General features: G+C 65.9%; 26 protein-coding genes and 1 pseudogene. 8 read left to right on the top strand and 19 right to left on the bottom strand.

The window, feature by feature from the left end; genetic code table 11:
- Nucleotides 1-45 precede the first annotated feature (45 nt).
- The 5 genes and pseudogenes from A5756_RS22925 to A5756_RS22905 form a co-directional block, all read right to left on the bottom strand.
- Nucleotides 46-855: pseudogene (locus tag A5756_RS22925) on the bottom strand (NAD(P)-dependent oxidoreductase); the annotation flags it as partial.
- Entirely contained in the window at nucleotides 843-1,658 is an 816-nt protein-coding gene (locus A5756_RS22920) for an NAD(P)-dependent oxidoreductase (protein WP_066957758.1), read from the bottom strand. The pseudogene A5756_RS22925 and the gene A5756_RS22920, both read right to left, overlap by 13 nt.
- The gene (locus tag A5756_RS22915) at nucleotides 1,658-2,536 is read right to left on the bottom strand and encodes an alpha/beta hydrolase (protein WP_066957756.1); all 879 of its coding nucleotides are present in this window, start codon (nucleotides 2,534-2,536) and stop codon (nucleotides 1,658-1,660) included. The genes A5756_RS22920 and A5756_RS22915 overlap by 1 nt, the downstream gene beginning before the upstream one ends.
- Entirely contained in the window at nucleotides 2,533-4,185 is a 1,653-nt protein-coding gene (locus A5756_RS22910; protein ID WP_066957754.1) for an OB-fold domain-containing protein, read from the bottom strand. Before A5756_RS22910 ends, A5756_RS22915 begins: the two co-directional genes overlap by 4 nt.
- A gap of 150 nt (nucleotides 4,186-4,335) precedes the next feature.
- A complete protein-coding gene (locus tag A5756_RS22905; protein ID WP_066957752.1) occupies nucleotides 4,336-4,656 on the bottom strand; it encodes a hypothetical protein in 321 nt (106 codons plus the stop codon).
- A 184-nt stretch (nucleotides 4,657-4,840) separates the two neighbouring features.
- Here A5756_RS22905 and A5756_RS22900 point away from each other — a divergent pair, with 184 nt between their 5' ends.
- Together A5756_RS22900 and A5756_RS22895 are read left to right on the top strand one after the other, a co-directional pair.
- Nucleotides 4,841-5,773: an NAD(P)-dependent oxidoreductase gene (locus A5756_RS22900; protein ID WP_066957750.1), complete on the top strand. Its 933-nt coding sequence runs from the start codon at nucleotides 4,841-4,843 to the stop codon at nucleotides 5,771-5,773.
- Nucleotides 5,773-6,516: a hypothetical protein gene (locus A5756_RS22895; protein WP_066957748.1), complete on the top strand. Its 744-nt coding sequence runs from the start codon at nucleotides 5,773-5,775 to the stop codon at nucleotides 6,514-6,516. Before A5756_RS22900 ends, A5756_RS22895 begins: the two co-directional genes overlap by 1 nt.
- Nucleotides 6,517-6,581: 65 nt before the next feature.
- Here A5756_RS22895 and A5756_RS22890 read toward each other — a convergent pair whose 3' ends face one another.
- The gene (locus tag A5756_RS22890) at nucleotides 6,582-6,878 is read right to left on the bottom strand and encodes a ferredoxin (RefSeq protein WP_066957746.1); all 297 of its coding nucleotides are present in this window, start codon (nucleotides 6,876-6,878) and stop codon (nucleotides 6,582-6,584) included.
- Nucleotides 6,875-8,182 carry an NADH-ubiquinone oxidoreductase-F iron-sulfur binding region domain-containing protein gene (locus tag A5756_RS22885; RefSeq protein ID WP_066957744.1) on the bottom strand — a complete coding sequence of 436 codons (1,308 nt, stop codon included), beginning with the start codon at nucleotides 8,180-8,182 and terminating at the stop codon, nucleotides 6,875-6,877. Before A5756_RS22885 ends, A5756_RS22890 begins: the two co-directional genes overlap by 4 nt.
- A 36-nt stretch (nucleotides 8,183-8,218) precedes the next feature.
- On the opposite strand from A5756_RS22885, the gene A5756_RS22880 reads away from it, so the two are divergent.
- On the top strand, nucleotides 8,219-8,692 hold the full coding sequence (locus A5756_RS22880; protein ID WP_066957742.1) for a hypothetical protein: 474 nt from the start codon (nucleotides 8,219-8,221) through the stop codon (nucleotides 8,690-8,692).
- 5 nt (nucleotides 8,693-8,697) lie between these two features.
- Here A5756_RS22880 and A5756_RS22875 read toward each other — a convergent pair whose 3' ends face one another.
- The 6 genes from A5756_RS22875 to A5756_RS22850 form a co-directional block, all read right to left on the bottom strand.
- Nucleotides 8,698-9,564 (bottom strand): alpha/beta fold hydrolase, encoded by an 867-nt coding sequence (locus A5756_RS22875; protein ID WP_066957740.1) that lies wholly within the window; start codon nucleotides 9,562-9,564, stop codon nucleotides 8,698-8,700.
- 14 nt (nucleotides 9,565-9,578) lie between these two features.
- Nucleotides 9,579-9,977, bottom strand: coding sequence for a Rieske 2Fe-2S domain-containing protein (locus A5756_RS22870; RefSeq protein WP_066957738.1), 399 nt, complete (start codon nucleotides 9,975-9,977; stop codon nucleotides 9,579-9,581).
- Nucleotide 9,978: 1 nt separating this feature from the next.
- Nucleotides 9,979-11,124, bottom strand: a complete 1,146-nt coding sequence (locus tag A5756_RS22865) for an amidohydrolase family protein (protein ID WP_066957736.1) — start codon at nucleotides 11,122-11,124, stop codon at nucleotides 9,979-9,981.
- A gap of 29 nt (nucleotides 11,125-11,153) precedes the next feature.
- Nucleotides 11,154-12,245, bottom strand: a complete 1,092-nt coding sequence (locus A5756_RS22860) for an amidohydrolase family protein (RefSeq protein WP_066957844.1) — start codon at nucleotides 12,243-12,245, stop codon at nucleotides 11,154-11,156.
- Nucleotides 12,246-12,483: 238 nt separating this feature from the next.
- The gene (locus A5756_RS22855) at nucleotides 12,484-13,377 is read right to left on the bottom strand and encodes an NAD(P)-dependent oxidoreductase (RefSeq protein ID WP_066957734.1); all 894 of its coding nucleotides are present in this window, start codon (nucleotides 13,375-13,377) and stop codon (nucleotides 12,484-12,486) included.
- An 8-nt stretch (nucleotides 13,378-13,385) separates the two neighbouring features.
- Nucleotides 13,386-13,766 (bottom strand): carboxymuconolactone decarboxylase family protein, encoded by a 381-nt coding sequence (locus tag A5756_RS22850; protein ID WP_066957733.1) that lies wholly within the window; start codon nucleotides 13,764-13,766, stop codon nucleotides 13,386-13,388.
- 126 nt (nucleotides 13,767-13,892) lie between these two features.
- Between A5756_RS22850 and A5756_RS22845 the strand changes: the two genes are divergently transcribed.
- Nucleotides 13,893-14,891: an acyl-CoA dehydrogenase family protein gene (locus A5756_RS22845; protein WP_066957731.1), complete on the top strand. Its 999-nt coding sequence runs from the start codon at nucleotides 13,893-13,895 to the stop codon at nucleotides 14,889-14,891.
- Nucleotides 14,875-16,050 (top strand): acyl-CoA dehydrogenase family protein, encoded by a 1,176-nt coding sequence (locus tag A5756_RS22840; RefSeq protein WP_066957729.1) that lies wholly within the window; start codon nucleotides 14,875-14,877, stop codon nucleotides 16,048-16,050. The genes A5756_RS22845 and A5756_RS22840 overlap by 17 nt, the downstream gene beginning before the upstream one ends.
- Before the next feature lie 58 nt (nucleotides 16,051-16,108).
- On the opposite strand, the gene A5756_RS22835 is transcribed toward A5756_RS22840, so the two are convergent.
- The 6 genes from A5756_RS22835 to A5756_RS22810 form a co-directional block, all read right to left on the bottom strand.
- Nucleotides 16,109-16,681: a hypothetical protein gene (locus tag A5756_RS22835; protein ID WP_066957727.1), complete on the bottom strand. Its 573-nt coding sequence runs from the start codon at nucleotides 16,679-16,681 to the stop codon at nucleotides 16,109-16,111.
- The gene (locus A5756_RS22830) at nucleotides 16,678-17,556 is read right to left on the bottom strand and encodes a hypothetical protein (RefSeq protein WP_066957725.1); all 879 of its coding nucleotides are present in this window, start codon (nucleotides 17,554-17,556) and stop codon (nucleotides 16,678-16,680) included. Before A5756_RS22830 ends, A5756_RS22835 begins: the two co-directional genes overlap by 4 nt.
- Before the next feature lie 56 nt (nucleotides 17,557-17,612).
- On the bottom strand, nucleotides 17,613-18,059 hold the full coding sequence (locus tag A5756_RS22825; protein ID WP_082948252.1) for a hypothetical protein: 447 nt from the start codon (nucleotides 18,057-18,059) through the stop codon (nucleotides 17,613-17,615).
- 120 nt (nucleotides 18,060-18,179) lie between these two features.
- Nucleotides 18,180-19,544: a cytochrome P450 gene (locus A5756_RS22820; RefSeq protein ID WP_066957723.1), complete on the bottom strand. Its 1,365-nt coding sequence runs from the start codon at nucleotides 19,542-19,544 to the stop codon at nucleotides 18,180-18,182.
- A gap of 48 nt (nucleotides 19,545-19,592) precedes the next feature.
- Nucleotides 19,593-19,793: a ferredoxin gene (locus A5756_RS22815; protein ID WP_066957721.1), complete on the bottom strand. Its 201-nt coding sequence runs from the start codon at nucleotides 19,791-19,793 to the stop codon at nucleotides 19,593-19,595.
- 57 nt (nucleotides 19,794-19,850) lie between these two features.
- Nucleotides 19,851-20,552 (bottom strand): SDR family NAD(P)-dependent oxidoreductase, encoded by a 702-nt coding sequence (locus tag A5756_RS22810; RefSeq protein WP_066957719.1) that lies wholly within the window; start codon nucleotides 20,550-20,552, stop codon nucleotides 19,851-19,853.
- Nucleotides 20,553-20,833: 281 nt separating this feature from the next.
- On the opposite strand from A5756_RS22810, the gene A5756_RS22805 reads away from it, so the two are divergent.
- The 3 genes from A5756_RS22805 (at nucleotide 20,834) to A5756_RS22795 (ending at nucleotide 24,768) form a co-directional block, all read left to right on the top strand.
- Entirely contained in the window at nucleotides 20,834-22,363 is a 1,530-nt protein-coding gene (locus tag A5756_RS22805; RefSeq protein WP_066957717.1) for an aldehyde dehydrogenase family protein, read from the top strand.
- On the top strand, nucleotides 22,360-23,565 hold the full coding sequence (locus tag A5756_RS22800; protein WP_066957714.1) for a CaiB/BaiF CoA-transferase family protein: 1,206 nt from the start codon (nucleotides 22,360-22,362) through the stop codon (nucleotides 23,563-23,565). Before A5756_RS22805 ends, A5756_RS22800 begins: the two co-directional genes overlap by 4 nt.
- 384 nt (nucleotides 23,566-23,949) lie before the next feature.
- Complete coding sequence (locus tag A5756_RS22795) at nucleotides 23,950-24,768, top strand: ABC transporter permease (protein WP_066957712.1); 819 nt, start codon at nucleotides 23,950-23,952, stop codon at nucleotides 24,766-24,768.

Genomic DNA, 24,768 nt, shown 5'->3' with positions numbered 1-24,768 from the left:
GGTAATACCTTCGTGACGAACCGGAAAGACCGAAACACGGGCATCTCAACCCGTCTTCGCGGCGTTCGTGGCGTTGATGGCGTCGTCGAGTGTGCCCAGGTCGATGCGGAGTTCATCGCTGATGTTGCGCACCACCGTCACGTCCTTGCTGACGAATTCGCCGGCGACCTCGATGAACGACTCGACGGAGCCGCCCGCCGCCGCCAGGCTCAAGACGCGGCTGCTCGCGCTGCCGTGCCCCAGGGCGGTCAGCAGCGTCGACTCCGGCACGCCCAGCTGCTCGCCAAGCCTGATCGATTCCGCGAGCAGCCCGATCTGCGCCGCGAACAAGGCGTTGTTGACCAGCTTCACCTTTTGTCCGGTTCCGGTGGGCCCGACGTGCAAGACGGGATCGCCGTAGCAGTCCAGCACCGGCCGCACCCGCTTCACCGCATCGTCGGTGCCACCCACGAAGAGGGTGAGCCGGCCGGCCGCGATGTCGTGCGGGCCCCCGCTGACCGCCGCATCGATGACGTCGACGCAATCGGCGCGTGCGGCCAGGGCATCGATTGTCTTCGGGCTGGCGGTGGTGTGCACCACCAGCGCCGAACCGGGCGGCATGGCGGAGAGCAACCCGGCGTCCAGGCATACCTCCCGCACCTGTTCGTCGCTGAACACGCAGAGCACCACGACGTCGGCCCGCGCACCCGCCTCGGCGACCTCGTGGACCGCCCGGGCGCCGAGCTGCTCGAGATCGCCCCGCCTGTCCGCGGTCCGGCCCACGGCCCGGACCTCGTGCCCGGCAGCTATCAGACGGGCCACCATAGGGCGGCCCATCCGGCCCGCGCCGACGAACCCGACCCTCACCGCGGATGGTCCATTAGCGCCAGCGCGGCGTCGGCCGCATCCAGCACGGCACCGCCGCTCACCCCGGCTCGTTCGGCCAGGTCCACCACCAGGCGGACGTCCTTTTGCAGCAACGTCCCGGCCACCCCGGCAAGCCGGTCCAACCCGCCGATGCCGCCAAGGGCGTTGAGCGCGAAGCTATTCCCGCTGCTGCGAGAGACGACTTCGGCAAGGCGGTCCGGGTCGACGCCGAGGGCACCCGCCAGCGACAGCGCGGTGGCCGCAGTGGCCAGGTGGGCGGTGAACATCAGGTTGTTGAGCAGCTTGGTGGTTTGACCGGAACCCAGCTCGCCGAGGTGGACGATCGGATCGGCATACGTGGCGAAGACCGGCCGGCAACGCTCGACGACGTCGGCGTCGCCCCCGACCATCACCAGCAGGCGCCCTTCGGACGCCGCCGGCCCCCCGCCGCTCACGGGCGCGTCGATCACCGAAATGCCCTTGGCGGCAGCCTTGTCCGCCAGTTCGCGGCAGGTGTTGGGATGCACGGTGCTGTGCACGGCGATCACCCCACCCGGCTCCATCGCCGCCAGCAGCCCGCGCGCACCGCTCGCGATCTCGTCGATGTCGGCGTCGCCCACCACGCACAGGCAAACCAGATCACTGGCCGCGGCGAGGTCGGCCGGCGATTCGGCGATTTTCGCTTCGGTGTCGGCGAACGGCTCGAGGGTTGCGGGTCTGCGCGCCCACAGCGTCGTCTCGTAGCCGGCCTCGATGATCCGCCGCGCCATGGGGCCGCCCTGGCTGCCCAGGCCGATGAATCCCACCCGCATCAACCGGCCTCCTCTTCGTCCGACGAGGTGGTGGCCAGGCAATCCCCTACAAACGAAAGAACCTCCGCGTGGTAATCCGCAGCGGTGTGGCCGAGGCTGATGTTGTGCCCCGCCCGAAGCTGCCGGTGCAGGGTGAAGCGTGGCGCGGACGAGAACATATCGGTGATCTCTTTTACTGCCGAATCATCGGTCTGCCAAACCTTTTCGTGCTCGGCGATGCTGAAGTGTACCGGCACCCGGACGGCGGGGGCCAGCGTCGGGAAGGTTTGGCGTGCCCAGTCCGAGACCATCTGGTCCTCATACGCCGGGGCCGACGGGGACACCGTCGCGCCGCCGAGTACCTCGGGTGGATACAGGTGCTCCGGGCTCCACAGCAGGTCGCGCATGCCCGGCGGGCGGCGTTCGCGAGTCGCCGTTCTGAGTATTTCCTTGGCCGCGGGGTGATAGTGCCGCCCGGTGCCCGCCAATTCGATGCCTAGCAGATCGGCGCCGCGCTCGTCGGCGGCCATCCGCATCGTCAATTCGCATCCGCCCGAGTGGCCCATCACGAATAGACCCGCACCGCTTGGTCGTTCGCCGATGATGCGGTCGACCGCTCCGTAAGCCAGCTTGACACGCTGGTCACCCTCGACCATCGCCTCGGGATAGGGCGCCGAGCTGCCATAGCCAGGCCGGTCGAGGGCCACCACGGTGAATCCCGCTGCCGCGCCGGTCCGTAACAGCGAATATGACGGATGGCCGGGACAGTCGAAATAGATTGCGGTGGTGCCGCCGCCGTGGATCGCCAAGATCACAGCCTTGGGTTCGGGGGCTTCGGCGACCAGCGCCGACATCGGAACTCCGTCGACGATCACCAGCCTGGGCCGCGGCGCGCTCATGTGTCGGCCCGCAGGAGCAGCACTCCGCTGGGCGTCAGGCCGCCGCTGCTGACCACGCCAACCCGTGCACCGGCGACCTGGCGCTCGCCGGCCTCCCCGCGCAACTGGCTGACGGCCTCGTGAACCAGCCCCATGCCGTGGGTGCGGCCGTGCGAAAGCTGGCCGCCGTGCGTGTTGAGCGGCAGCGGCCCGTCGCGGGCGATGTTCTTGCCGCCGTCGAGGAAATCTTTGGCCTCGCCGATCCCACAGAACCCCAGCGCCTCGATCCAGGACAGGCAGTTCATGGTGAAGCCGTCGTAGAGCTCGGCGACGTCGACGTCGACGGGCCGCAGCGAGGTGCGAGTCCACACGTGCGCGGCCTGCCCCAGCACCTGCGGCTCATGGGTCAAAGTGCTTTGGTCCCAGTCGATTCGCTCGACGATCTGCGTACCCACCGCCTCCACCAGCACCGGGGGCTTGGCCAGGTCGCGGGCGGCGTCGATGGCGGAGACGATCACCGCTATGGCGCCGTCGCAGGGCACGTCGCAGTCATAGAGGCCGAAGGGTGTGGTGATCGGTCGCGCGTTCAGATAGTCGTCCATCGTCATGGGGGACCGGTAGATGGCGGTGGGGTTGAGCTCGGCGTTGGCCCGCTGATTCAACGCGATCCAGCCCAGGGTCTCCTTGGTGGTGCCGTAACGGTGAAAGTGCCGCTGCGCGTTCATGGCCAAGGTGTGGGCCGCCGACGTGGCGCCGAACGGCATCTGCCAGCCCGACATCCGGCCCGTCGAAGGGCTGATCTTGCCCTGCTTCATCAGCTCGCCATTAGTCGCTTCCCACAGCGTCCGGAAGCAGAGCACGTGGCGGGCCAGGCCGCAGGCGACCGCCTGCATGGCGGCGATCACCGATCCGCCCGGGCCGAACGTCTCCATGGCGCCGTTGTGCCACGTTGGCCGGATGCCGAGCGCCGCTTCCAGCGCGGTGACGCCGCCTTCTCCGAAGCCGCCGACGTTGATGGCGCCCGGGTAGGTGGACAGGCCGTCGATGTCCGCATACGTCAGGCCGGCGTCGGCGATTGCCGCTTCGCAGGCTTGCACCGTCAGCGCCAGCGGCAGCTGCATCAGCCGGCGCCCGATCGGCGACATGCCGATCCCGGTGAGCGCGACCTTGTCCTCGAACTTCTCGACGGTCAGCATCGGCCGGACGTGTTCGCCGAATCGCTCGGGCGCTATTTCGTCCGTGGGCAGTGGACCGGGTTCCGCGGTCTGCGCCGGTCGGAACAGCGGAAACCACACGTCTTCGACGTGTTCGAAGACGACCTCGACCTGTTGGCCCAGTTCGAGCTGATCGGGCTCGCACTCGATGATGTTGGTGGTCAGCCGAACCCGCGGATCTTCAAAGATCGCCACCTGCGCGATCACATAGGGTGCGACCAATCCGGGCAGGCTGAACCGCTCGTTGATGGTGAAGCCGGCCAGCGTCGCCTTCCCGGAGACCGCCCGCACGCCCATGTCGCGAGATCGGCAGTACCGGCACACCGGTGCCGGCGGATGGATCAGCGACTGGCAAGCATTGCAGTTCTGCAGGCGCAGCTTCCCGTCGGCGCCCGAGGTCCAGAAGAATTCGTTTTCCTGCGTGATCAGGGGCAGCGGGCGTCCCGGTGCAGACACGTCACCTCCGCGAGTCGAACGGTCCCCGAATTGCAACCTGGTAGGACCGTTATACGAATCGGAGAATTACGTTATCACTCGCGCGTAAGGGTGATCGAGACGGTATCTGCGTTGCCCGTCAAGCGGCGTCGCGGGAAGACCGCGGACCGGTCAGAGCGGCACCCAAACGCCGCCCACATAGATTCCCCACTGGTGGAAGCCGACACTCCACATCGGGGGCTCCGACGTCCACCATGGCTGTGGCGGCGGCGGCGGAACTTCCTGCCCGGCGAATGAGGGCGCGTATGCCGGCGGGAGTGTGTACCACGCCGGTGATGCCGGCGGCGGTTTGCACTCGAACGTCACCGGATTAAACGACATGTTGTGATCGCACTGCGCCGAACTGATTCCGGGCGTCGCGATCACCGCGACCGCCATCGCCACGAAGGCGACCGCGACGACGGCGGTCAGACGACGAGCAAACCATCTCATGGTGGGCCTCCCGGTGGGGCCATCCTGGCCTTGGCGGTCTCAGTTTATTCCCTTGAAACCGTCATGACCAGGTAAGAGCCGCGGTCACGACGCGATTCCGAACGGACCTGTCCTGCCATGTTCCTTCAGCGGGGAGTTATGCTGCCAACCGGCATATCAAGTACTTCACATTCGGGAGGGCTGGTTGCTCGACGCAGAAAAGATCCTGATCACCGGGGCGACGGGCAAGATTGCGTTTCCCATCGCGCGCGCTCTGGCGGCTTCAAACGAGGTGTGGGGCGCCGCGCGCCTCAAAGACCCCGCCGACCAAAGGAGGCTCGTCGACGCCGGCATCAAACCCGTCCCGCTGGACATCGGCGCGGGTGACTTCTCCGATCTTCCAGAGGATTTCACCTACGTCTTTCACGCTGCGGTGGACACCGGCGCGGGCGACTGGAACCGCTGCGTCGAAACGAATGCGCACATGTCCGGCGAACTGCTGTACCACTGCCGCGCCGCAAAGGGCTTCGTCTTCTGTTCAACTGGGTCGATCTACGCGTACCAAGGTCAGCGACCGTTGGCCGAAACCGATCCGCCGGGTGTGCCGCTGCGCGCCAACTACAGCTTCTCGAAGGTCGCGGCGGAGTCGGTGTGCACCTGGATCGCCAGGCATTATCGAATACCGTTGACCATCATCCGGGTCTGCTCAACCTATGGGCCGGAGGGCGGTGCTCCCGCCGATCGCCTCGATGCCATGGTGGCGCGCAAACCAATTCGGCTGCATCCCGATAAGCCGAACAACTACAACCCCATCTACGAGGACGACTACGTGGAGCTCGGCATCCGCGCGATGGAGGTCGCCGCGGTGCCGCCGGTCGTGGTGAACTGGGCCGGTAGCGAAACGGTCAGCGTCGAGGATTACTGCACGTTCATGGGCCAGTTGATCGGTGTCGAGCCGATCTTCGAATACACGACCGACGCGCACACGCCGCTGTGGCCGGATGTCGCCCGCATGCACGAGATGCTCGGCCGCACGAAAATGCCCTGGCGCGAAGGCTTCCGGCGCATGATCGAGAGCCGGCACCCCGAAATCGCGCTGCCCGAATACGACTCGACGAGATGGTGCGAACAGCCGTGATGCAGCTTCCCGGCACGCCATCGGACCAGGTCGCCGAGATCCTCGCCGCCGGGCGCGGAGAGATCTCCACGTTGTTCGTGTCCATGGCGACTCGCCATCCCGACGGTCTGGACGCCGAGTACCTGCGCTGGCACACCCTAGACCACCGACCCGAGCAACACCGGTTGGCGGCGGTGCGCGCCTCGTTGCGGTTGGTGTCGACGCCGGCCTGCCGCTCTGCGCGGACGATCAGCGGTGGACCGTTGGACGGGGTCGACCACGTCATGACGTACTTTTTCACCGACCCGGCCGGGCTGCGTGGGTTCAACGAACTGTCCTCGGCACTCGGAAACGCCGGCCGCAAGCTCCCGCTGCTGCCACCGGTCGAGCGCGGCGTCTACGAGGTGCGGGCCAAGACGGCCGCGCCCCGGGTCAGAGTGGGGTCGGACGTCCTGCCCTGGCTGCCCGCGCGGGGGGCGTTCCTACTGGTCGAGCGGGGATCGGCTCCGGCGGGCCCGCTGGTGGAAGTGCCCGGTGTCGCCGGCGTATGGTCTGGGACATCGCGGCAAGTCGACGCGAATCTGGCGAGTGCTCAAGCGGGCCAGACCATTACGTATTGCTTCCTCGATGACGATCCCGTCGCCGTCGGGGAACGCCTGCGGCCGGTGTTGTCGGCGCGCTGGGAGGAGCCGGGTGTCGAACCGTTGTTCGCCGCACCGTTTTTCGCGGTGGTGCCGTTTGAGTGGGACCGCTATGTGCCGTAGGCGTAGGGCCGCATCCCGATGGCGTCCAGGAGTTCGTCGCTCTGTCGGGCTTTGTGATCAGCGGGTCAACGGGTAAAGCCCCACTCCGCCTCGTTCTCCTCGGTCTTGAGGCGCTCTGCCGGGTCGTCCGCGTCGGCGAGCGGAGGGCGGGGTGTGGGGTATGTGCGCTCGCCGATCTCGGCGATGGCGTGGACCGGGCAGTCCATCAGCGCGCGCATGACGGCGTCGCGATCCGCCTCTGCCACGGTGCCATCGCCGATGAGGGACGCGTAACCCCAATCGTCGAGCGAAAAGTATCCGGGCGCGTACTTCGCGCAGATGCCGAAACCGTCGCAGACGGTGCGGTCCAGGCGGATTTTCATGCCAGCCTCAAAGTTTCGGCCTCGTAGGGACGGTCGGCGCGGAACGCGCCGCGGGCGCAGCCCTGGCACGTGCCGTCGAGATGTGCGGTGACTTCGCCCGGGAACTGTGTGAGCAGGCCGGCCGCGACGTTGGTGGCGGCGTCCAGCGTCGCGCACGCGCCCCGTCCGCGCAGCAGCACCGACCAGCGGCGCAACCGTTCGACGTCTTCGGTCGTCGCGGCGCCGTCGCGCAGCGCACCGGCGGCTGCCGCCATGGCCGCCGTTCCGTTGAAGCACGAGCCGCACTGCCCGGCGTTTTCACGGTCGAAGTAGGCCAGCACGGACGCCGCGACCGCGACGGGGCAGTCGTCGGTGAGCACCGCGATGGCGCCCGCTCCCAAACCGCTGCCGACACGTCGCATCGTCTCGTGGTCCAAGGTTGTCTCCAGCACGCTCCGGTTGAGCAGGCCGGCAAAGTAGCCGCCCATCAACGCCCCACGTACCTGGTCCGGTGAAACACCGTGCAGGGCAAGCAGGTCGGTGAACGGCAAGCCGTGCGGAAGCTCGTAGAGAACTGGCGGGCGTCCGGCCCCGGTGATGGTGGCCAGGAAGGTGCCAGAGGAGAGCGATGTGCCCTGCGAGCGGAACGCGCTCGCGCCATGCCGCTGCAGGAAAGGCAAATTGGCCAGCGTCTCGACGTTGCTCACCAGTGTGGGCCGATCATCGACGCCGGCTTCGAATGGGCGGGGCGGCTTGTCCGTCGGCTTGGCCGGCCCGCCGTTGATCGCGCGGACGGCGGCGGTCTCCTCGCCGGCCACGTATCCGGGCTGCACGGTCAACATGCTGACGGTGATATCGCCGAGCGCGTCGGAATCGAGCTCGCCGAGCGCGGTTTCGACGCTGTGCGCCGACTCCGGATCGGAGAGGTAGATGTGGGCGCGGTTCGTGCCCACGACCGCGGCGGCCAACCGCAGCCCGTCCAGGATCAGGTGGGGCCGGTTGCGCAGCAGCCAGCGGTCCTTGACCGAAGCCGGTTCGCCCTCTTCGCCATTCGCGACGACCACGGCACCGCCGGCAATGCGCCCGTTATCGCGCACCGTGCGCAACTTGATTGCCAGCGGGAACGCCGCACCACCGCGGCCGACCAACCCGCTGGCCTCCACCTCGCTCAGCAATCCATCGGCGTCGGCAAGCGGGCGGTAGCCGCCGAACCGTCGATACGTCGCGAGGCCCTCGCGGGCTTGGCCGGTTTGTTCGAAGAGCAGCCGGGGTTCCAAACCGGGAAAGTTCGCGGTGGTGATGGTGGTGGATTGGGCGGTGTTCACGGCTGGCCTGCCATCGTCTTAGTTAGGCTTGCGCACATGCGAACTGCGGTCGTGCGCGTCAATGTCGACCCGGAGAGTGTCTGCACGGTCCCACAGCTACGAGACGGCATGGCAGCGCTCCTCGGGCTTGCGCGTGCGGAGGGTGCAGACGTCGTCGAGAACGACCTCGCGTCGATGCCCGCTGGGCGCCGCGAAGTCGAATTGCTGATCGCGGCCGAAGACGTCGACGCGGCGAGAGATTTGGCGATCCGCCTGTGCGGCAGGGTGTTCGCCGCCGAACCGGTTGCGGGAGTCGTCACCTTCATCAGCCGGGGGACCGACGACGACGCCCACGGTGTGTTGTCCGGCTTCGGGCTCACCGGTGACATCGAGCGGACGCCCGGGGGCGACGGTTTCGACATCGTGTACGTAACGCTGCGCGAGAAGGACCTCGAACGCATTCCCGAGAGCCGGGTTCACACGGCTCTCGAGGCCTCGCTCAACTGCGAGGTTCACATTCGCACCGTGTAGGGACATCACGAACCCAGGAACTCGAGGATCGCGGGCGCCGCCTGCACCCACGTGTCGAACATGTTGAAGTGCTTCACCCGCCCGGCCGCGCGGTCCTCGGACGCACGCTCCCATGCGTCCTCCGGCCACGGGGGGTCGATGAGCTTTGATCCCTTGATCAAGCAGCTGACCTCCAGTGACGTTCGCTTCGGGTGATCCATATCGTTCTCGCCGCCACGAATGATCAAGGTGGGCACCTTGATCCGGTCGAACATCTCGTCCTCGACGCCCGGGATCGTCTGTCCAGGCTTGGAAACGAACGCGTTCAGCCAGCGCAGCATCACCTTGAGGAACTCGTCGGAATCGAAGTCGAGGAACCGCTGTTTGTTGTTGGGGTTCTCCCCGATGCGGTCACGCCATTCGGCCACCTTCACCACGCCGTCCATGCCGGTGCCGCGCACCGCGAGGATGCTCGGGATGATGTAGAAGGAACCGAGCACGAAGCTGCCGTAGATGCCACCGACGATGTTCCATACGACGAGCTTGGTGACCATCTCCGGGTAGAGCATCGTGGTCAGCATGGAATCCCTTGCGCCGCCGGAGCCGCCGGCCAGAATGCAGCGCTCGAAGCCCAGCCCGGTCACCAGCTTGTGCAACGTCTCGGCGCGCATGTGTGATTCACTCTGACCGTAGAACTGCACATCGGAAGCACCGCAGTTCGGCCGGTCCCACAGCAGCACGCGGTAGCCGCCGGCGGCGAGCGCGTCGGCAAGCGGACGCAAGCCCTCGATCTCCTTGCTGAACCGGCCGCCGGGCGTCAGGGCAATGAGATCGCCCGAGTCACCGAGGATTTCGTAGACGACATTTCCCCCATTGATCTCGATTGAAGGCACCGATTCTCCTGTGGTTAGGCCTGCACCAGAACGTCGTTGCCGACGATGCGCACCGGATAGGTCCGGATACTCCATTCGGGCTTGACCGCGGTGGTACCGGTCGCCAGCTCGAAACCCCATTGGTGCCACGGGCAATAGATGTACTCCAGGTCGCGCACCATGACCGAGTCTCCGGGCGCGGTCTCGTCCACTATCGTGCGGCCCCGGGCCCGGCCCGAACAGAGCGGACCGCCTTGGTGCGGGCAGTAATTCGCGATGGCATAGAAGCTGCCGTTGACGTTGTATACGCCGACGCCGTGCCGCCCGATTGGCACCAGCTTGTGCTTGCCCGGCGGGATCTCGTCCACGGTCGCAACAACATGCTCGCGGCCCTGGGCGAGACGGGGCTCGGGCCGTTTGGTTTCTTCCGTCAACTCAGAGCACCCTGGTCTGACCCTCGAGGACCGGAACGGTCTCGGGCAGGTGGTAGGTCGCGATGCCGTTCTTGTACATCACGGCGTCGCGGGCGTGCTTGGGCAGGTGCTTGACCAGCCAGCGTGGGTCATCGAACGTCCAGTGCGGGTAGTCCGAGGAGAAGAGCAGGATCTTCTCGCACTCCATCCATTCCAGCGCCCGGGTCAGCTCGGTCTTGTCTTCGGGGTAGTCCAGTGGCTGGGTGGTGAACTTGATGTGGTCCTTGACGTAATCCGACGGCTTGCGCTTGATGTCGACCCACGACTTGCGTGCCTCGTAGATCGAATCCATGCGCCACATCAGCGGCAGGATCCAGCTGAACGCGTGCTCGACGAACACGATCCGCAGCGTCGGGAACCGGTCGAACACGCCGTCGAAGATCAGGCTCATCACCTGGTTGGCGGCCAGCAGCGAGTAGGTCACCATGAAGTCGTGGTTGTAGCTGGGGAATCCCACCGGCGGGATCGGTAGCTCGTCGAACTGGCTGCGCGACAGGTGACAGCTCACCGTGATGTCGTGCTTGGTGGCGGCCGCCCAGATCGGGTCGTATTTCGGATGCCCCCAAGACGGCCGCGGCTCGGCCTTGATCAGAATCTGGGCCATGTAGGGGTGACCGGCCCACTTCTCGATCTCGCGCACGGACTCTGCCGGCTCCTCAATGGCGCAACAAATCGACCCGCGCCAGCGCTGGTGCCAGTTGTTGTGGCTGTCCAGCCAGTGATTGGCCTGCCAGTCGTTCAACGCGCTCGACATCGCGTGCTGCGCTTCGGGCAGGCGGGCCGGGTAGGCGGCCGGTTCGAGAATCGCGATGTCCGAGCCGGCCTCCATGATCAGCTGACGAAACGCCATATCCGGGTCGCTGCAAGGGAATTCGCCGTTGGCGGGGAAGGAGTCCACCCGCATCGCGTAGGAGTGGGCGTAGTCCGGGGCGTCGTAGTAAATCTGCTCACCCACGGCGCGGGTGAGGAAGTATTTGCTGCGCCATGGCTCGGGGATGTACGGCAGGAGCTCTCCGCGCTTGGGTGCGGGGTGGACATCTGAGTCGACGCATCGGACGGCTATGCGCTCGGCAGCGGGAACCCGCTCCTGCGAATGGGTCAACGTCATCTGAAACTCCTCGGTATCAGGTCGTACTTCTACTGTGCGCCCACCCCGGCGGGAATGTCTATGTTGTAGAGCTGCGCCGCGTTGCGCCAGCACAGCTTCTCGCGCTGTTCGGCGGAGAGGGCGCGCGGAAGCTTCTTGATATCGCCGCACTGCCAGTGTGGATAGCTGGAGCCGAACATCACCATGTCGTCCTTGCCGGTGAAGCCGAACCATTCGCCGGCGAACTCGGTGTCGCCAGGACCGTCGAGACTGCCCTGGACGAAATACACGTGACCGGGCAGGTAGTCGCTGGGGATCCGCGGTGCCCACGGTGTCTGCTCGAGGTGCGGACGGCCGAACGTGTCCATCCGCCAGATGAACGGCGTCACGAAGTCCGCCGCGCCGTCGCCCCAGACGAACTTCAGGCCGTCGAAGCGCTCGAACACGCCCTCGGCAATCATGTTCATCAGGTGATAGATGTAGTTCAGCGCCATGAAGCTGACGTACTGCTCGTAGGTACGGGTGTTCCCGTTGGGCGTCGGCGGAAAGGCGATGCCCGACCCGACTTCGATGTGCGCGGCAACGGGAAGTCCTGCGTCGACCGCGGCTTCCCACAGCGGCCAGAACTGTGGCTTGCCGTAGAGCTCGCGGGATTGCAGCGGAACGCCGATCTGCACCACCCGAGGGTGCCCACGCCACCTCTCGATCTCCCGCAGCGCGCCGGCGATGTCATCGGGGTTCACCCGGATGGTGCCGCGGAATCGCTCGCCGAACTCGCTGGACTCCAACCAGTCCGAGACCATCATTTCGTTGTGCGCGGCGTGCAGCGCGCTGCCCAGGTGCCGGTCGGGCATGATGCCGCGGGCCATCGGGTGCAGGACCGCAATGTCGACCCCGCGTTTCGAAAAGAGCTCATTGGCAACGAAATCCGGATCGGAACCGGGGTACTGACGATCCGGGCCCTCGGTATTGGGCGCGTATTCACCGCCTGGGGCGCCGTACCAGTCCATCTCGTAATCGGGGAAGCCTCGGCTCTTGAACGGCTCACGCAGGGTCTTCCGCAGCGCCTTGTTGGAGGGAAAGAAGATGTGCACGCTCGCGTCGATGAGCGGTGTGCTGGTTCCGTCAGCGTGTTCGATCACGAAAGCCATCCTTCGACTCGGGCACTCAGAGCGAACCCAGTCGGGTCATATGATAGATAACCTAACATTCTTCTCGGGGGCCAATCAACGGGTTTCCGGTAAGCGTTTCGTTTAATCAACGTGCCTGGTAGCGACCACTTTCGCGGTCCTCGTGCAAGTACGGTTCTTGAATTGCGATAATACCATTCTCCCGATCGCGGATAAGGGCCATCCGCCTCTATCCAGGGGGACCGGCCGGCTAGGCCGGCGAGCGGCCCACGATCACGCCGGCCGCCTTCTCGAGCGGTTTGATCACCGTCGTGAAGTCCGAGTCGGGGCCCTGGTCATCGGCGGTCGTCTCCCAGAGGCGGGCGATCGTTGTGGCGACGTCCGTTGGCACGCCAAGCGCTTCCGCTTCCTCGAGGTACAGACGCACGTCCTTGACCATCAGGCCGGTAGCGAAGCCGTAATCGAAAGTCCGGGAGAGGATCGAGCGGGGAAATTTGTCCCGGCTCGCGCTCGTCGCCCCCGAGCCGGCGTTGAGCACCTCGATCATCACACTGGGGTCGAGGCCGGCCTTCACGCCCATCACGACGACCTCGGCTGTCGCGGCCAACACGTTGGCGGCAAGGATGTTGTTGGCCAGTTTCATCGTCTGCGCCAACCCCGGTTTGTCTCCCACGTAGAAGGGCCGGCCGATCGCCTCGAGCGTGGTTCGGATGACGTCGAATTCATCGCGCGGCCCCGACACCATGACCGCGAGTGCGCCCTTCTCCGCCCCGCCGACGCCGCCGCTGACCGGGCTGTCGATCGCCACGATGTCCCGCTCGGCAAGTCGGTCAAAGATCTGCCTTGCCGTGCGGCTGCCGACGGTGGACAGGTCGACATAGCGCTTGATTCTTGCGCCCTCGATCACGCCGGCCGCACCCGTCGCCACCTCGAGTGAGGCGTTCGGCGTCGGGAGGCTGGCCATGACGGTTTCGGTACGGTCGGCAACCTCCCTCGACGATGCCGCGGGGCGCGCCCCCAGGGCGACGATGCGATCGAGGGCGGCGGCACGCGTGTCGAAGGCGACGACATCGTCGCCTCTCTCGATCAAGCGGCGCGCCACGGGAAAACCCATGTTTCCCAGCCCGATGAATCCGACCTCCATGCCCGGCCCTAGCCCTCATCCAGTTCGGCGAACGCCTCGCGCGCGATGCGGAAGCTGTCGACCGCGGCGGGCACGCCCGCGTAGATGGCCACCTGCAGGAAGACCTCGCGGATCTCGTCGCGGGTGACGCCATTCGTCAGCGCCGCCTTGACGTGCGTGCGTAATTCGTTGGGCCGGTTCAGTACCGAGATCATCGCCAGGTTGAGCATGCTGCGCGTTTTCCGGGGCAGCTCCTCGCGACCCCAAATCGCGCCCCAGCAGTATTCGGTGACGAGATCCTGCAGAGGCCGGGTGAAGTCGTCCGCGTCGGCGAGGGCCCGGTTGACGTAGTCCTCGCCGAGCACGTCGGAGCGGATGTGCAGCCCCCGCTGATAGGTTTCGCGATCCAATGGCCTTCTCCTTCGTCGTGGAGGCGCTCGTCCCCATGGGCACCCCGTAACCGGTTTGCGAGATTATTACTTCCGCGTGCGAGAATGATATTCTCGCAGCGTCGGTGATGACAGGAGGCGGCGTTCATGCTGTTGGAGTTCGATGCCGATCAGCGGCTGTGGCAGAAGACCGTTCGCGACGCCGTGGCGAAGCAGTGCCCGCCCTCGCTGGTGCGCGGCGTGGCCGAGGACGGTGTCGATCCCAGCCCGTTGTGGAAGTCGTACGTCGATCAGGGCTGGACCGAGCTGAACGATCCGGTCAGCGCCGTCGAACTTGCCATCGTCCTCGAGGAGTTGGGGCGCGCGACCGACCCCACCCCGTTCCTGGCGACGATGACCCAGTTCGCCCCCTTGGCCGCCGAACAGTTCGACCCGCACGAATCGGGCACCGCCGTGTACACCGGGGTGGCGGCACACCGGGACGCCGAGGGTTGGGTGCTGGATGGTACGGCGCGCCATGTCCTCGACGGCGATCGCGTCGACCGCCTGGCGGTGGTGACAGACGCCGGGGTGTTCATCACCGGGTCGAACCAGGTGTCGGTGCGCCGCGCCGCCGTCTTCGACCCCGTCCTGCACGTCGCCGACCTGTCGTTCTGCGGCGTACGGGTGCCCGACAGCGCCCGCCTCACGGTCGATTCCGAACGCGCGCACCACACGGCCCTGACGGGCATGGCGATCACCATGGTCGGTGCCTGCCAACGCATTCTCGATCTGGTGCTCGAACACGTCCGCAGCCGTCAGCAATTCGGTGTGCCGATCGGGTCGTTCCAGGCCGTCCAGCACAAGGCCGCGGACATGCATGTAGCGGTGGAACGGGCCCGTGCCCTGGCGTACTTCGCGGCGCTGACCATCGCGGCCGACGATCCTCGCCGCCGGCTCGCGGCGGCGATGGCCAAGGCGTCGGCGGGGGAGTGCCAGTCGCTGGTGTTCCGGCACGGTTTACAGCTTCACGGCGCAATGGGATTCACGTGGGAGAACGATCTGCAGTTCGCGCTGAAGCGAGCCAAAGCCGGTGAGCTGATGCTCGGCGGCGCCGCCGAGCACCGGGCGCGGATCGCGGAGGAATACCGTGCAGCTGACTTTTGACTCCGACGTCGAGGAGTTCCGCGCGGAGTTCGCGGCCTTCCTCGACGAGAACCTGCCTCCCGCAAGCGAAACGCTCGAGCGGCCGCGGTCGGTTTCCCACATGCCGCAGTGGGCACGCGACTGGCAGCGGCTGCTGTTCGACAACGGCTGGCTACTGCCGAGCCAGCCACCGGAGTTCGGTGGTCGCAACGCGACGGTCATTCAGCAGTTCGTCTATCTTGAAGAGCTCAGCCGACGGCGGATCTACCACAGCTTCAACCCGCAGGGCGTGAACATCGTTGGGGCTTCGCTGTTGTCGTTCGGCAGCGACGAACAGAAGCGGCGCTGGGCGGTCCCGATCCTGCGGGCCGAGATCACCGCGTCACTCGGGATGAGTGAGCCCAGCGCGGGTTCCGACCTGGCGTCGTTGCGCACCCGCGCGGTGCTGGACGGCGATCACTTCGTGGTCAACGGTCAGAAGGTATGGACTTCGGGCGCCCACGACGCCGACATCTTGCTGACCTTTGTGCGTACCAATCCAGATGCGCCGAAGCACAAGGGAATCAGCGCGCTGATCATCCCGACCGACACCCCGGGCTTGGTGCGCCGTCCGTTCCCGTCGATCTGCGGTGCCGACGATCTTGATTTCAACGAGGTGTTCTTCACCGACGTCCGGGTGCCGGCCGAGAGTCTGGTCGGTGAGCTCGACCAGGGCTGGCGGGTCGCCAACGGATCGCTGGGGCACGAACGGACGATGATGTGGCTGGGCTTCGCCGATCGGCTCGACAACATGATCGACGACTTCCATCCCAGCACCGAGGTCGAGCGCGACCAGTACGCCAGCACGATCATGGACAAGCAGGCGTTGCGCCTGCTCGGTTCGGTGGCGCTGGCTCGCGCGTCGTGCGGCGAAGACGACGTGGCGGCAATCTCGGTGCTCAAGCTGCTCGGGTCCGAGGCCGAGTTGCGTGGCATGGAGCTTGCACTGACGTCGGCGGGCTCCGACGGGCTCGTTCACCCGGGCCTGACCGGGCCGTACGCGCACATGAACCTCGACCACTATTTCGCCAGCTGGTTCGAGCGCTACGCCCGCAGCTTTTCCGGGACGATCGCGGGGGGCACCTCCGAAATCCAGCGCAACATCATCGCCCAACGGGTGCTCGGCCTCCCACGCGGTTAGCGCAGCGGCGCGACGTCGGTTCGCGAGTTCCGCTCTGCGGCAGCGGCATCCGACGGGTCTAGACCGGGTCGAATTTGGTGATCAGCCACTGGCCGTGGACTCGGGTCAAACTCACCAGCACGCTGCTGGACGCCATCGCGGGGTCCGGGTTGTCCTTGCTGGTGGTGCTCTGGTCGACCAGCACCAGCACCACCGCCGAGTCCGGATGTAACTCCGAGACCGCGGCGCCTATCACCCGCGCGCTGGTCTTCAGCGCCTTCTGTTTGGCCGCCGGAGCGACGATCTGGTCGGTGAACTGGTTGTAATACGACAGGAAATCCCCGGAAAGGTGCGACTTTGCGGCGGCGAAGTCTTTGTCGAGAGTGTCAGGCGAATAGGACAGCAAGGCGACCGTTCCGTCCGACGCCGCACCTACGACGGCGCTCGCGACGCCGGGGTCGGTTTGCTTATCGGGCCGGTACTGCTTGAAGTACAGCCAGGTCGCCACGCCACCGGAAAGCAGCAGCAGCGAAATCAGGACGATGGGAACGGCTTTCACGTTGCGCCGCGCGCGGGGTTCGCTGCGTGCGCCGTCTTCGGTGAGTTTGGAAGACGCTTTCCCGGCGTCGCTGCCGTGGTTGTCCTCGCTCATGGAACGAACTCCAGTTTGGACATCTTGTATTGCCCGGCGTCATCCGTGACGGTCACCTTGAGCCGCCAATTGCGCGGTTCGTCTTTGGCGCCCGCGGCGTTGCTGATCCGCGACGACGCCGCCACGAGTACCAGCGCGGACTTCCCATCGATGGATTGGACGGCGGCCGCGTTCACCGTGCCCTGAGTGACCACCTTGGACTGCTCAACGACGGTGGTGAAATCTTTTGCGCGCTGCTGGAAGTCGTCCCTGAACTGGCCGGTCGAGCTGTCGATCACCCGCTGAACGTCCTCCTTGGCCCGATTGAAGTCCATCGAGAACATGTTGACGACGCCCTGTCTGGCCCCCGCGATGAAGTTGGCGGTGCGCTGGTTGCGCTCGGCGGTTTCATGACGCTCCCACATCATGTATCCGCTGGCCGCTACGAAGGCGCAGATGGCGACGACGACGGCCACTTTCCATGTCACGGACCACGATGGCACCCGCGGGCGTCGCCGCGAGCGGCCCGGCTTGGATGTTGACCCCGACTCGTCCGGGTTTTCGTCGACGTCTTCTTCTTTAAGGGCCTCCGCTTGGCCGGCCGCTTCGACGGTGTCGGTGACATCGTCCTTGGTCTCCGGCTCGTCGGAGTCGGCGGTGTCCTCGTCGGCGTCCGGCGCTTCTTCGGCGGTCTCCGCCTCCGCCTCCGCCTCCGGTTCGGCCTCGGCCTCTGCTTGGGCCTGCGCTTCACGCCGGAGCCGGGCGGCACGGGCGCGGGCGCGCGCCGCGGCGGCCAGCGCCTCGGCCTCGGCCGCTTCGGCCTCGGCCTCCTCGAGCAACGCCTGCACGTCGGCTTTCGAGGTCGCCGAATCTTGTGGTCTCTTCGACTCAGCCATCGTGCTCGCTGTCCGTCGCCCTCATCATCGACCGACTCGCTGTGCGCCTCACGCGGCTACCATCGCACGAGCGAGAACGGCCAACTGTTGGTGCCCCCCGGTCCGCCTCCGCAGCCGGTGTCGAACGTCGAGTCCACCTGACCCGCCATCGTCACCGGGTCCCACGAGTAGACGTCGTGCGAGGGAAAGAACTGGACCACGCAGCGCACACCGTCGGGCACATCGACGGCCATGGTGTAGCGGCCGTTGACCAGGTGGGCGTTGGCGTTCCAGAACGCCGCTTGCCCGTTGGGTTGCGGAACCGCCTGGATGGTCAGGCATTCCGGTCCCTGGTCGTATCGGCAGGGTCGGATGGCCCAAATCCAGCTGTGGCCGGGGTCGCGTGGCGTGTCCAGCCGGTAGTTGCCAACCTGGATGTCCGCGTGGGCGGTCGGCTCGAGGGTCAGCGCGGCCATGGCGAGCGCAAGGCTCAGCGCGAAAATCTTCACCGATGCGTCTCCCATCTGTGCACGCGGTTGCTGCAAATATAAGGCGCGGTCACGTTGAACAGGCCTACTCGTAAAAATTGCGGGGGTCAACGGCGCACTTTCGGCTGGGTAACGCGCCCGGCCGCCTGGGGTGGCTCAATCGATTACCGCGGCTTCCTTGCGTTCGGTGATCGGTCGGGCGAGTTCCTGTTCGTCGCAGATGCGCTGCAGCTTCTCCAGGGTTTCGTCCAGGCCGGCGCCGACCCTGCGGCCGGGCGTAAAGGCCGCCGGCAGTTTGCGCATGCCCTGGATGACGCCGATGGTCTCGTAGTGGACGGTGCCTTCGGGGTCGCATCGGTAGTCGGGCATCCGATCGAGCACCGCGGTGAGCATGGATTTGAACACCGTGCGTGCCACGTTCGACCCGGCGCACCGATGGACGCCCAGGCCGAAGCTGAAGTGGCGGTTGCCTTTACGGTCCAGCACGATGTCATCCGGGTCGTGGAACACGGCTGGATCGCGGTTGGCCATCGCCCACGAGATCCACAGCCGCTCACCCTCCTTGAACTGAGTGCCGTCGAGCTCGACATCGTCGGAGAATGTCCGGCCGTCGCCGGGGGCGGGGGTGAAGTAGCGCAGGAATTCCTCGGTGGCGGGGTCGAGCAGCGTTTTGCGCTCGTTGCTGAGCAGTTCCCGCTGCTCGGGATGCTCGGAAAGCCACTCCAACGAATGGGCGGTCAGGGCCGTCGTGGTGTCGAAGCCGCCGCCGATGACCAAGCCGAGGTTCCCCAGAATTTCCAGGTCCGGCGCCGGCTCCCCGTCAATGCGCATCTGCAGCAGGGCATTCACGATTCCCGGCCTCGGATTCTCGCGGATCTCGAGCATGTTGTTCACCATGTCGAGGCCCATCTGCTTGTGCATCTCGGTGACGCGCTCGATGTCGGGGGAATGTTCGGGCGTGTACACCGCGGCGTGGACCGGCTCGCTGTACATGTTCCACTTCTTCAGCGGGATGCCCATCATCGCCAACGTCAGGACGGCCGGAACGATGTTGGCCAGATCGTCGACGAAGTCGATGCTGCCGCCCTCGATCTTTTCGTCGAGGCAGGCGCGCGTCACGTCGTCGATGAACGGCTCCCAGCGCTTGACCGCTGCCGGCGACAGGTAGGGATTGAGCACGGTGCGGTAAATGCGGTGATCGGGATCGTCCATCTCCAGGATGCCGCCGCGCACCACGCTGACCCGGCTGGCGGTGGGGATCGAAATGCCTTTGTAGCCACGGCGTTCGTCGTTGATGTCGTGATCGTTGGAGACGGCCGGGCAGCGGGCCAGCTCGAAGACCTCGTGGCTGCCCGCCGCGACCCAATGCCCACCGTAGGTCTCACTCCACGCCATCGGGCACTTGGCGTGCATCTCCTTGGTGATCGACTTGAACTGCGACCGGTACTCCGGGGAATGCCGATCGAAGTGGTACCGGTTCTTTTTGCGGTCGCTGTCGCTGACGACGTCGTCGACACTCAAAGCTCTGTCTCCCTAGGTATTTCGTCGGTCAGTACCGGGATGCCGGACTCAGGCGTCGTCGGTGATGACGATGGCCTGTTCCGGGCAGGATTGAGCGGCTTCACGCACCTGGTCTTGCCGGTCTACGGGGACCACTTCGTCGATTGCAGAAGAACTGCCGTCGATGTCGCTGAGCTGAAACGACTCCGGCGCGATCATCGCGCACAGGGTGTGGCCCTGGCATCGTTCCGAATCCACCCAAACCTTCACGGGCTGTCTCCTCTCACCTGATCTGGTTTCCGGACACCGCTGACGAATCGTCACCGCTCAGGTGTTGCGACCGCCATTGACGCCCAAGAGCTGACCGGTGATGTAGCCGGCTTCGTCGGACACCAGGAAAGCGCATGCCGCCGCGATGTCTTCCGGCTTACCCATCCGGCGCACCGGGGTCCGCGCGATGGTCTCGTCGATGTCCCCCAGGAATCCGTTCTGCGCCGCGGCGCGCAGCATCGGGGTGTCGATGAAGCCCGGCGGCACCGCGTTGACGGTGATGCCGCTGGGGCCGTACTCGAGCGCCAGGGATTTGGTGAGCCCGTTGACCGCGGACTTGGCCGCCACGTAATGGCTCATGTAGGGAGCCCCGGAATGCGTGCTGGACGAAGAGATGTTGACGATGCGTCCCCACTTCGCCTCGATCATGTCGGGCAAGACCGCCTGAATGGTGTGAAAGACGCCGTTGAGGTTGACGTCGATGACCCGTTGCCAGTCTTCGAACGCGATGTTGTTGAAGCGCTTGAATCCGTCCAGGCCCGCGGCGTTGACGAGAATGGTGATCGGCCCGAGCTTCGCGCGGATCGCGGCGAAGGCCTCGTCCACCTGCGGTCGGTCGGTGACGTCCGCCGTGAAGGAATGGTCGCCGTCCGACGGCCGGAGGTCGATCGTGGCGACGTCGAGACCGTCGGCGCGCAACCGTTGCGCGACGGCAAGGCCGATGCCGGATCCGCCACCGGTGACCACCGCAGTCTTCACGTTGAGGCCTCTACTCCAAAGGTGACCGTCTCAGTCACAAAGAATCTCGCTTACAATTATGAGAACCTTACTCTCACGCCAGAGTGTGGTGCAACACACTCTGGAAACCCTGTTCGGCCTGCGTCAAACTACTCGACACGGCGGCCCGTCGACGTTCGCGTTGCTGGTCAGCCGCCCGTCCTGATTCCTGAGACTTTCTTGAATTATCGAGAGTCGAATGTAAGATTCGCCGGGGAAGAGAATCAAATTATCGTGACCGTCACCACATTAGGGGGTACGGAATGCCTGCCCAGGACACGGCAGAGCCCGCCACTGCGACTGCAGCGACCATCGCGGACGCCGCGCCTGGGTCCACCGCCGACCGCCGACTGTTGATCGGCGGCCGGCTGGTCACCACCGATAAGTCCTTCGCGTCGATCAATCCCGCCACCGGCGCTGTCATCGGGCACGCCCCGGATGCCGGTGCCGAGGAGGCCGAAGCGGCGATCGCCGCGGCCCGGGCTGCGTTCGACACCACCAGTTGGCCCACCGACGTTGAGTTGCGGATCCGCTGCCTCGACCAACTGCACCGGGCGCTGCTCGAACACGCCGACGAGCTGCGGGAACTGACCATCGCCGAAGTGGGCGCCACCCGAGCGCTGACCCAGGGCGCCCAGCTCGACGAGCCGATCGGCATCGTGCGCTTCTACGCGGATCTGCTTCGCAGCTACGCGTTCTCCGAAGACCTCGGCGAGAAAGAATCGCGCGGCATGCTCCACCACCGCTGGGTGGAAAAGGAAGCGGCCGGGGTGGTCGCCGCGATCATCGCCTACAACTACCCAAACCAGCTGGCGCTGGCGAAGCTGGCCCCCGCGCTGGCAGCCGGGTGCACCGTGGTCCTCAAGGGCGCGCCGGATACGCCGTTGGTCACGCTGGCGCTCGGTGAGCTGATTGCCAATCACACCGACATACCCGACGGCGTGGTCAATGTGCTCAGCTCCTCGGGCCCCGAAGCGGGCGAGGCGCTGACCACCAGTCCCGGCGTCGACGTCGTCACCTTCACTGGGTCAACCGCGGTGGGGCGCAAGATCATGGCCGCCGCGAGCGAAACGGTCAAGCGCGTCTTCCTGGAACTGGGCGGCAAGTCGGCCGCCATCGTGCTCGACGATGCCGACTTCGCCGGTGCGGCCATGTTCGCGGCGTTCAGCATGGTGACCCACGCGGGGCAGGGGTGTGCGCTGACCTCCCGGCTGCTGGTGCCCCGGTCGCATCACGACGAGATCGTCGGGCTGATCGCACAGAACTTCGCCAAGGTCCGCCACGGCGACCCGGCCGATCCGAAAACCTACATGGGCCCTCTCATCAACGAGCGCCAGCGGGACAAGGTCGACGGCATGGTGCAGCGGGCTGTTGCCGCAGGCGCGACGCTGGTCACCGGTGGCCGGCGGTTGGAGCCGGGCTACTTTTACGCACCGACGCTGCTGACCAACGTCGATCCCGACAGCGAGATCGCTCAGGAGGAGGTCTTCGGGCCGGTGCTCGTCGTCATCGCATTCGACGATGACGACGACGCGGTGCGCATCGCCAACAACTCGATCTACGGCCTGGCCGGCGCCGTCTTCAGCGGCGACCAGGACCGGGCGCTTGCGGTGGCGCGCCGGATCCGGACCGGCTCCTTCTCGATCAACGGTGGCAACTACTTCGGCGCGGACAGCCCGTTCGGGGGCTTCAAGCAGTCGGGGGTGGGCCGCGAGATGGGTGTGGCCGGGCTGGAGGAATTCTTGGAACGCAAAACATATGCAGTCCCGGCGGTGCGGCGGGCCACGGCGTGAGGCCGCTCGAGGGCATCCGCGTCCTGGAAGTCGCCATGTACGGGTTCGTCCCGTCGGCGGGTGCGGTGCTCGCCGAATGGGGCGCCGACGTGGTCAAAGTCGAGCATGCGGTGACCGGCGATCCGCAGCGAGGGCTGCGACAGACCGGCATGCTGCGCGTCGAAGGTGACCCCAACCCCAACATCGAGCACGCGAACCGCGGCAAGCGCAGCATCGGGCTGGACATGTCCGTGCCCGAGGGCAAGGAGGTGCTCTACGAGCTGGCCCGCCGATCGGATGTGTTCCTCACCAGCTTCCTGCCCGGCGCCCGTCAGAAGTTCGGGATCGACGTCGACGACATTCGGGCCGTGAACCCGAAGATCATCTACGCGCGCGGAAGCGCGCTCGGCCCGCGGGGCGAGGAGGCGGTCAAGGGCGGCTACGACATGACCGCGTTCTGGTGCCGGGCCGGAACCGCAGCGACGATCACCCCCGCCGGCATGCCGGGCATGATCGCGCCGCCCGGTCCGGCGTACGGCGACACCATCTCCGGCACCAACCTCGCCGGTGGCATCGCGGCGGCGCTGCTCAAACGGGAGCGCACCGACGAGCCGTCCGTGGTCGATGTGTCGCTGCTCGGCAGCGGTCTTTGGTCAATGGGGCACACGGTCGCGCTGACGAACCATCTGGGCCAGCGGCTTGAAGCGCCGCCGCCCGGGGTGCACGGCGCTCCCAACAACCCGTTGGTCGGGCTTTACACCACGTCCGACGGTCGCTATATCTCCTTCGTGATGATGCAGCCCACCAAGTTCTGGGCCGACGTCTGCCGGCATGTTGACCTGCCGGAGTTGGCCGAGGACCCGCGCTTCGAAACGGTGGAGAAGATCGCTGCCAACACGGCGGAGGCGGTGGAGATCCTGACCAAGGTCATCGCCACCCGCACGCTCGAAGAGTGGAGCGAACGCTTCGCAACGCTGGCCGGTCCCTGGGCGCCCGTGCAGGACACCCTGCAAGCCGCCAAAGACGCGCAGATCCGGGCCAACGAGTACATCGTGCAGGCAGGCGAACTCGAGTTGGTCGCTAACCCGGTCCAGTTCGACGTCGCGGCCCCACAGACCGGCCCGGCGCCCGGCTTCGCCGAGCAGACCGACGACATCTTGACGGAACTCGGACTCGACTGGGACCGCATCATCGAACTCAAGACGGCCGGCGCCGTCACCTAGAGCCGGAGGTGCCCTCAATGTTTGTGCCGACCGTCGCGTCCGTTGTGCCTCAATCGTCCTGGCTAAGCGGTGTGCTGATGGCTTGTCCGATAACGGTTATGCATTTTCCGTTCCACCCGGACTCAGCATGAGTCATAATCGCCGGACGCTTCAAGACACGGGGCCCCACGTTTTGAAGCGTCTACTCACGCAACAGAACGGAGGTCCTGGCGTGAGGATGGACAGCGCTGTCATGCCCGAGGCATATGCCGGATTCCGGTCGCCCACAGGGCCTTTCGACGTCTCCAACACGCCCCCGTGGCCGACGGTTGAGTCAAATCTACAACAGTCAGTAAGCGAGAACAAGACTGTCAGTCTCGTAACTCGGGAAAGAGCCTGAGGCCGATGGCAACTAAGGGAGCGGACCACTGGTCAGCGGGATTGCCCCAGCTGAGGCTGAAATGGGACATGTCGGGGCCTATGCAGGCCGTCGGGGCCTTGTTCGCAATGTCGGCGGATGCGGTCAAGTTCGCGTTCCGTCGGCCGTTTCAGTGGCGGGAGTTCCTGGAGCAGTCCTGGTTCGTCGCACGGGTGTCGCTGGCTCCCACCTTGTTGGTAGCCATCCCGTTTACCGTCCTCGTCAGCTTCACGCTCAACATCCTCCTGCGCGAACTGGGCGCGGCGGATCTATCCGGTGCGGGCGCCGCGTTCGGTGCAGTCACCCAGCTCGGACCGTTGGTCACGGTTTTGATCGTGGCGGGCGCGGGTGCTACGGCAATGTGTGCGGACCTGGGAGCACGAACGATCCGTGAAGAGATCGACGCGATGGAGGTGCTGGGCATCAATCCGGTGCAGCGTTTGGTCACACCGCGCATGCTGGCGTCCGGATTGGTCGCCTTCTTGCTCAACAGCCTCGTTGTGATCATCGGCGTCCTTGGCGGCTACGTCTTTTCGGTCTTTGTGCAAGACGTCAACCCGGGCGCGTTCGCCGCGGGTATCACGTTGCTCACGGGCGTGCCCGAGGTCATCATCTCGTGCGTCAAGGCAGCCCTTTTCGGCCTCATCGCCGGCTTGGTGGCCTGCTATCGGGGCCTTTCGATCACCGGCGGGGGCGCCAAGGCCGTCGGCAACGCGGTGAACGAGACCGTGGTGTACGCCTTCATGTCCCTGTTCGTCGTCAACGTGGTCGTCACCGCGATCGGCATCAAGATGACGGCGAAGTAG

The organism is Mycobacterium sp. 852002-53434_SCH5985345, from assembly GCF_001667155.1.
Taxonomy (GTDB): Bacteria; Actinomycetota; Actinomycetes; order Mycobacteriales; family Mycobacteriaceae; genus Mycobacterium.
Note: the sequence above shows the minus strand (reverse complement) of the source record. Positions and strands in the feature narration are given on the sequence as shown.

Excerpts from the sequence above, each read along its gene's own strand:
- A5756_RS22920 (WP_066957758.1), bottom strand. The coding sequence starts at position 1,658 with ATGCGGGTGGGATTCATCGGCCTGGGCAGCCAGGGCGGCCCCATGGCG.
- A5756_RS22915 (WP_066957756.1), bottom strand. The coding sequence starts at position 2,536 with ATGAGCGCGCCGCGGCCCAGGCTGGTGATCGTCGACGGAGTTCCGATG.
- A5756_RS22905 (WP_066957752.1), bottom strand. The coding sequence starts at position 4,656 with ATGAGATGGTTTGCTCGTCGTCTGACCGCCGTCGTCGCGGTCGCCTTC.
- A5756_RS22895 (WP_066957748.1), top strand. The coding sequence starts at position 5,773 with ATGCAGCTTCCCGGCACGCCATCGGACCAGGTCGCCGAGATCCTCGCC.
- A5756_RS22890 (WP_066957746.1), bottom strand. The coding sequence starts at position 6,878 with ATGAAAATCCGCCTGGACCGCACCGTCTGCGACGGTTTCGGCATCTGC.
- A5756_RS22880 (WP_066957742.1), top strand. The coding sequence starts at position 8,219 with ATGCGAACTGCGGTCGTGCGCGTCAATGTCGACCCGGAGAGTGTCTGC.
- A5756_RS22865 (WP_066957736.1), bottom strand. The coding sequence starts at position 11,124 with ATGACGTTGACCCATTCGCAGGAGCGGGTTCCCGCTGCCGAGCGCATA.
- A5756_RS22855 (WP_066957734.1), bottom strand. The coding sequence starts at position 13,377 with ATGGAGGTCGGATTCATCGGGCTGGGAAACATGGGTTTTCCCGTGGCG.
- A5756_RS22845 (WP_066957731.1), top strand. The coding sequence starts at position 13,893 with ATGCTGTTGGAGTTCGATGCCGATCAGCGGCTGTGGCAGAAGACCGTT.
- A5756_RS22835 (WP_066957727.1), bottom strand. The coding sequence starts at position 16,681 with ATGAGCGAGGACAACCACGGCAGCGACGCCGGGAAAGCGTCTTCCAAA.
- A5756_RS22830 (WP_066957725.1), bottom strand. The coding sequence starts at position 17,556 with ATGGCTGAGTCGAAGAGACCACAAGATTCGGCGACCTCGAAAGCCGAC.
- A5756_RS22825 (WP_082948252.1), bottom strand. The coding sequence starts at position 18,059 with ATGGGAGACGCATCGGTGAAGATTTTCGCGCTGAGCCTTGCGCTCGCC.
- A5756_RS22805 (WP_066957717.1), top strand. The coding sequence starts at position 20,834 with ATGCCTGCCCAGGACACGGCAGAGCCCGCCACTGCGACTGCAGCGACC.
- A5756_RS22795 (WP_066957712.1), top strand. The coding sequence starts at position 23,950 with ATGGCAACTAAGGGAGCGGACCACTGGTCAGCGGGATTGCCCCAGCTG.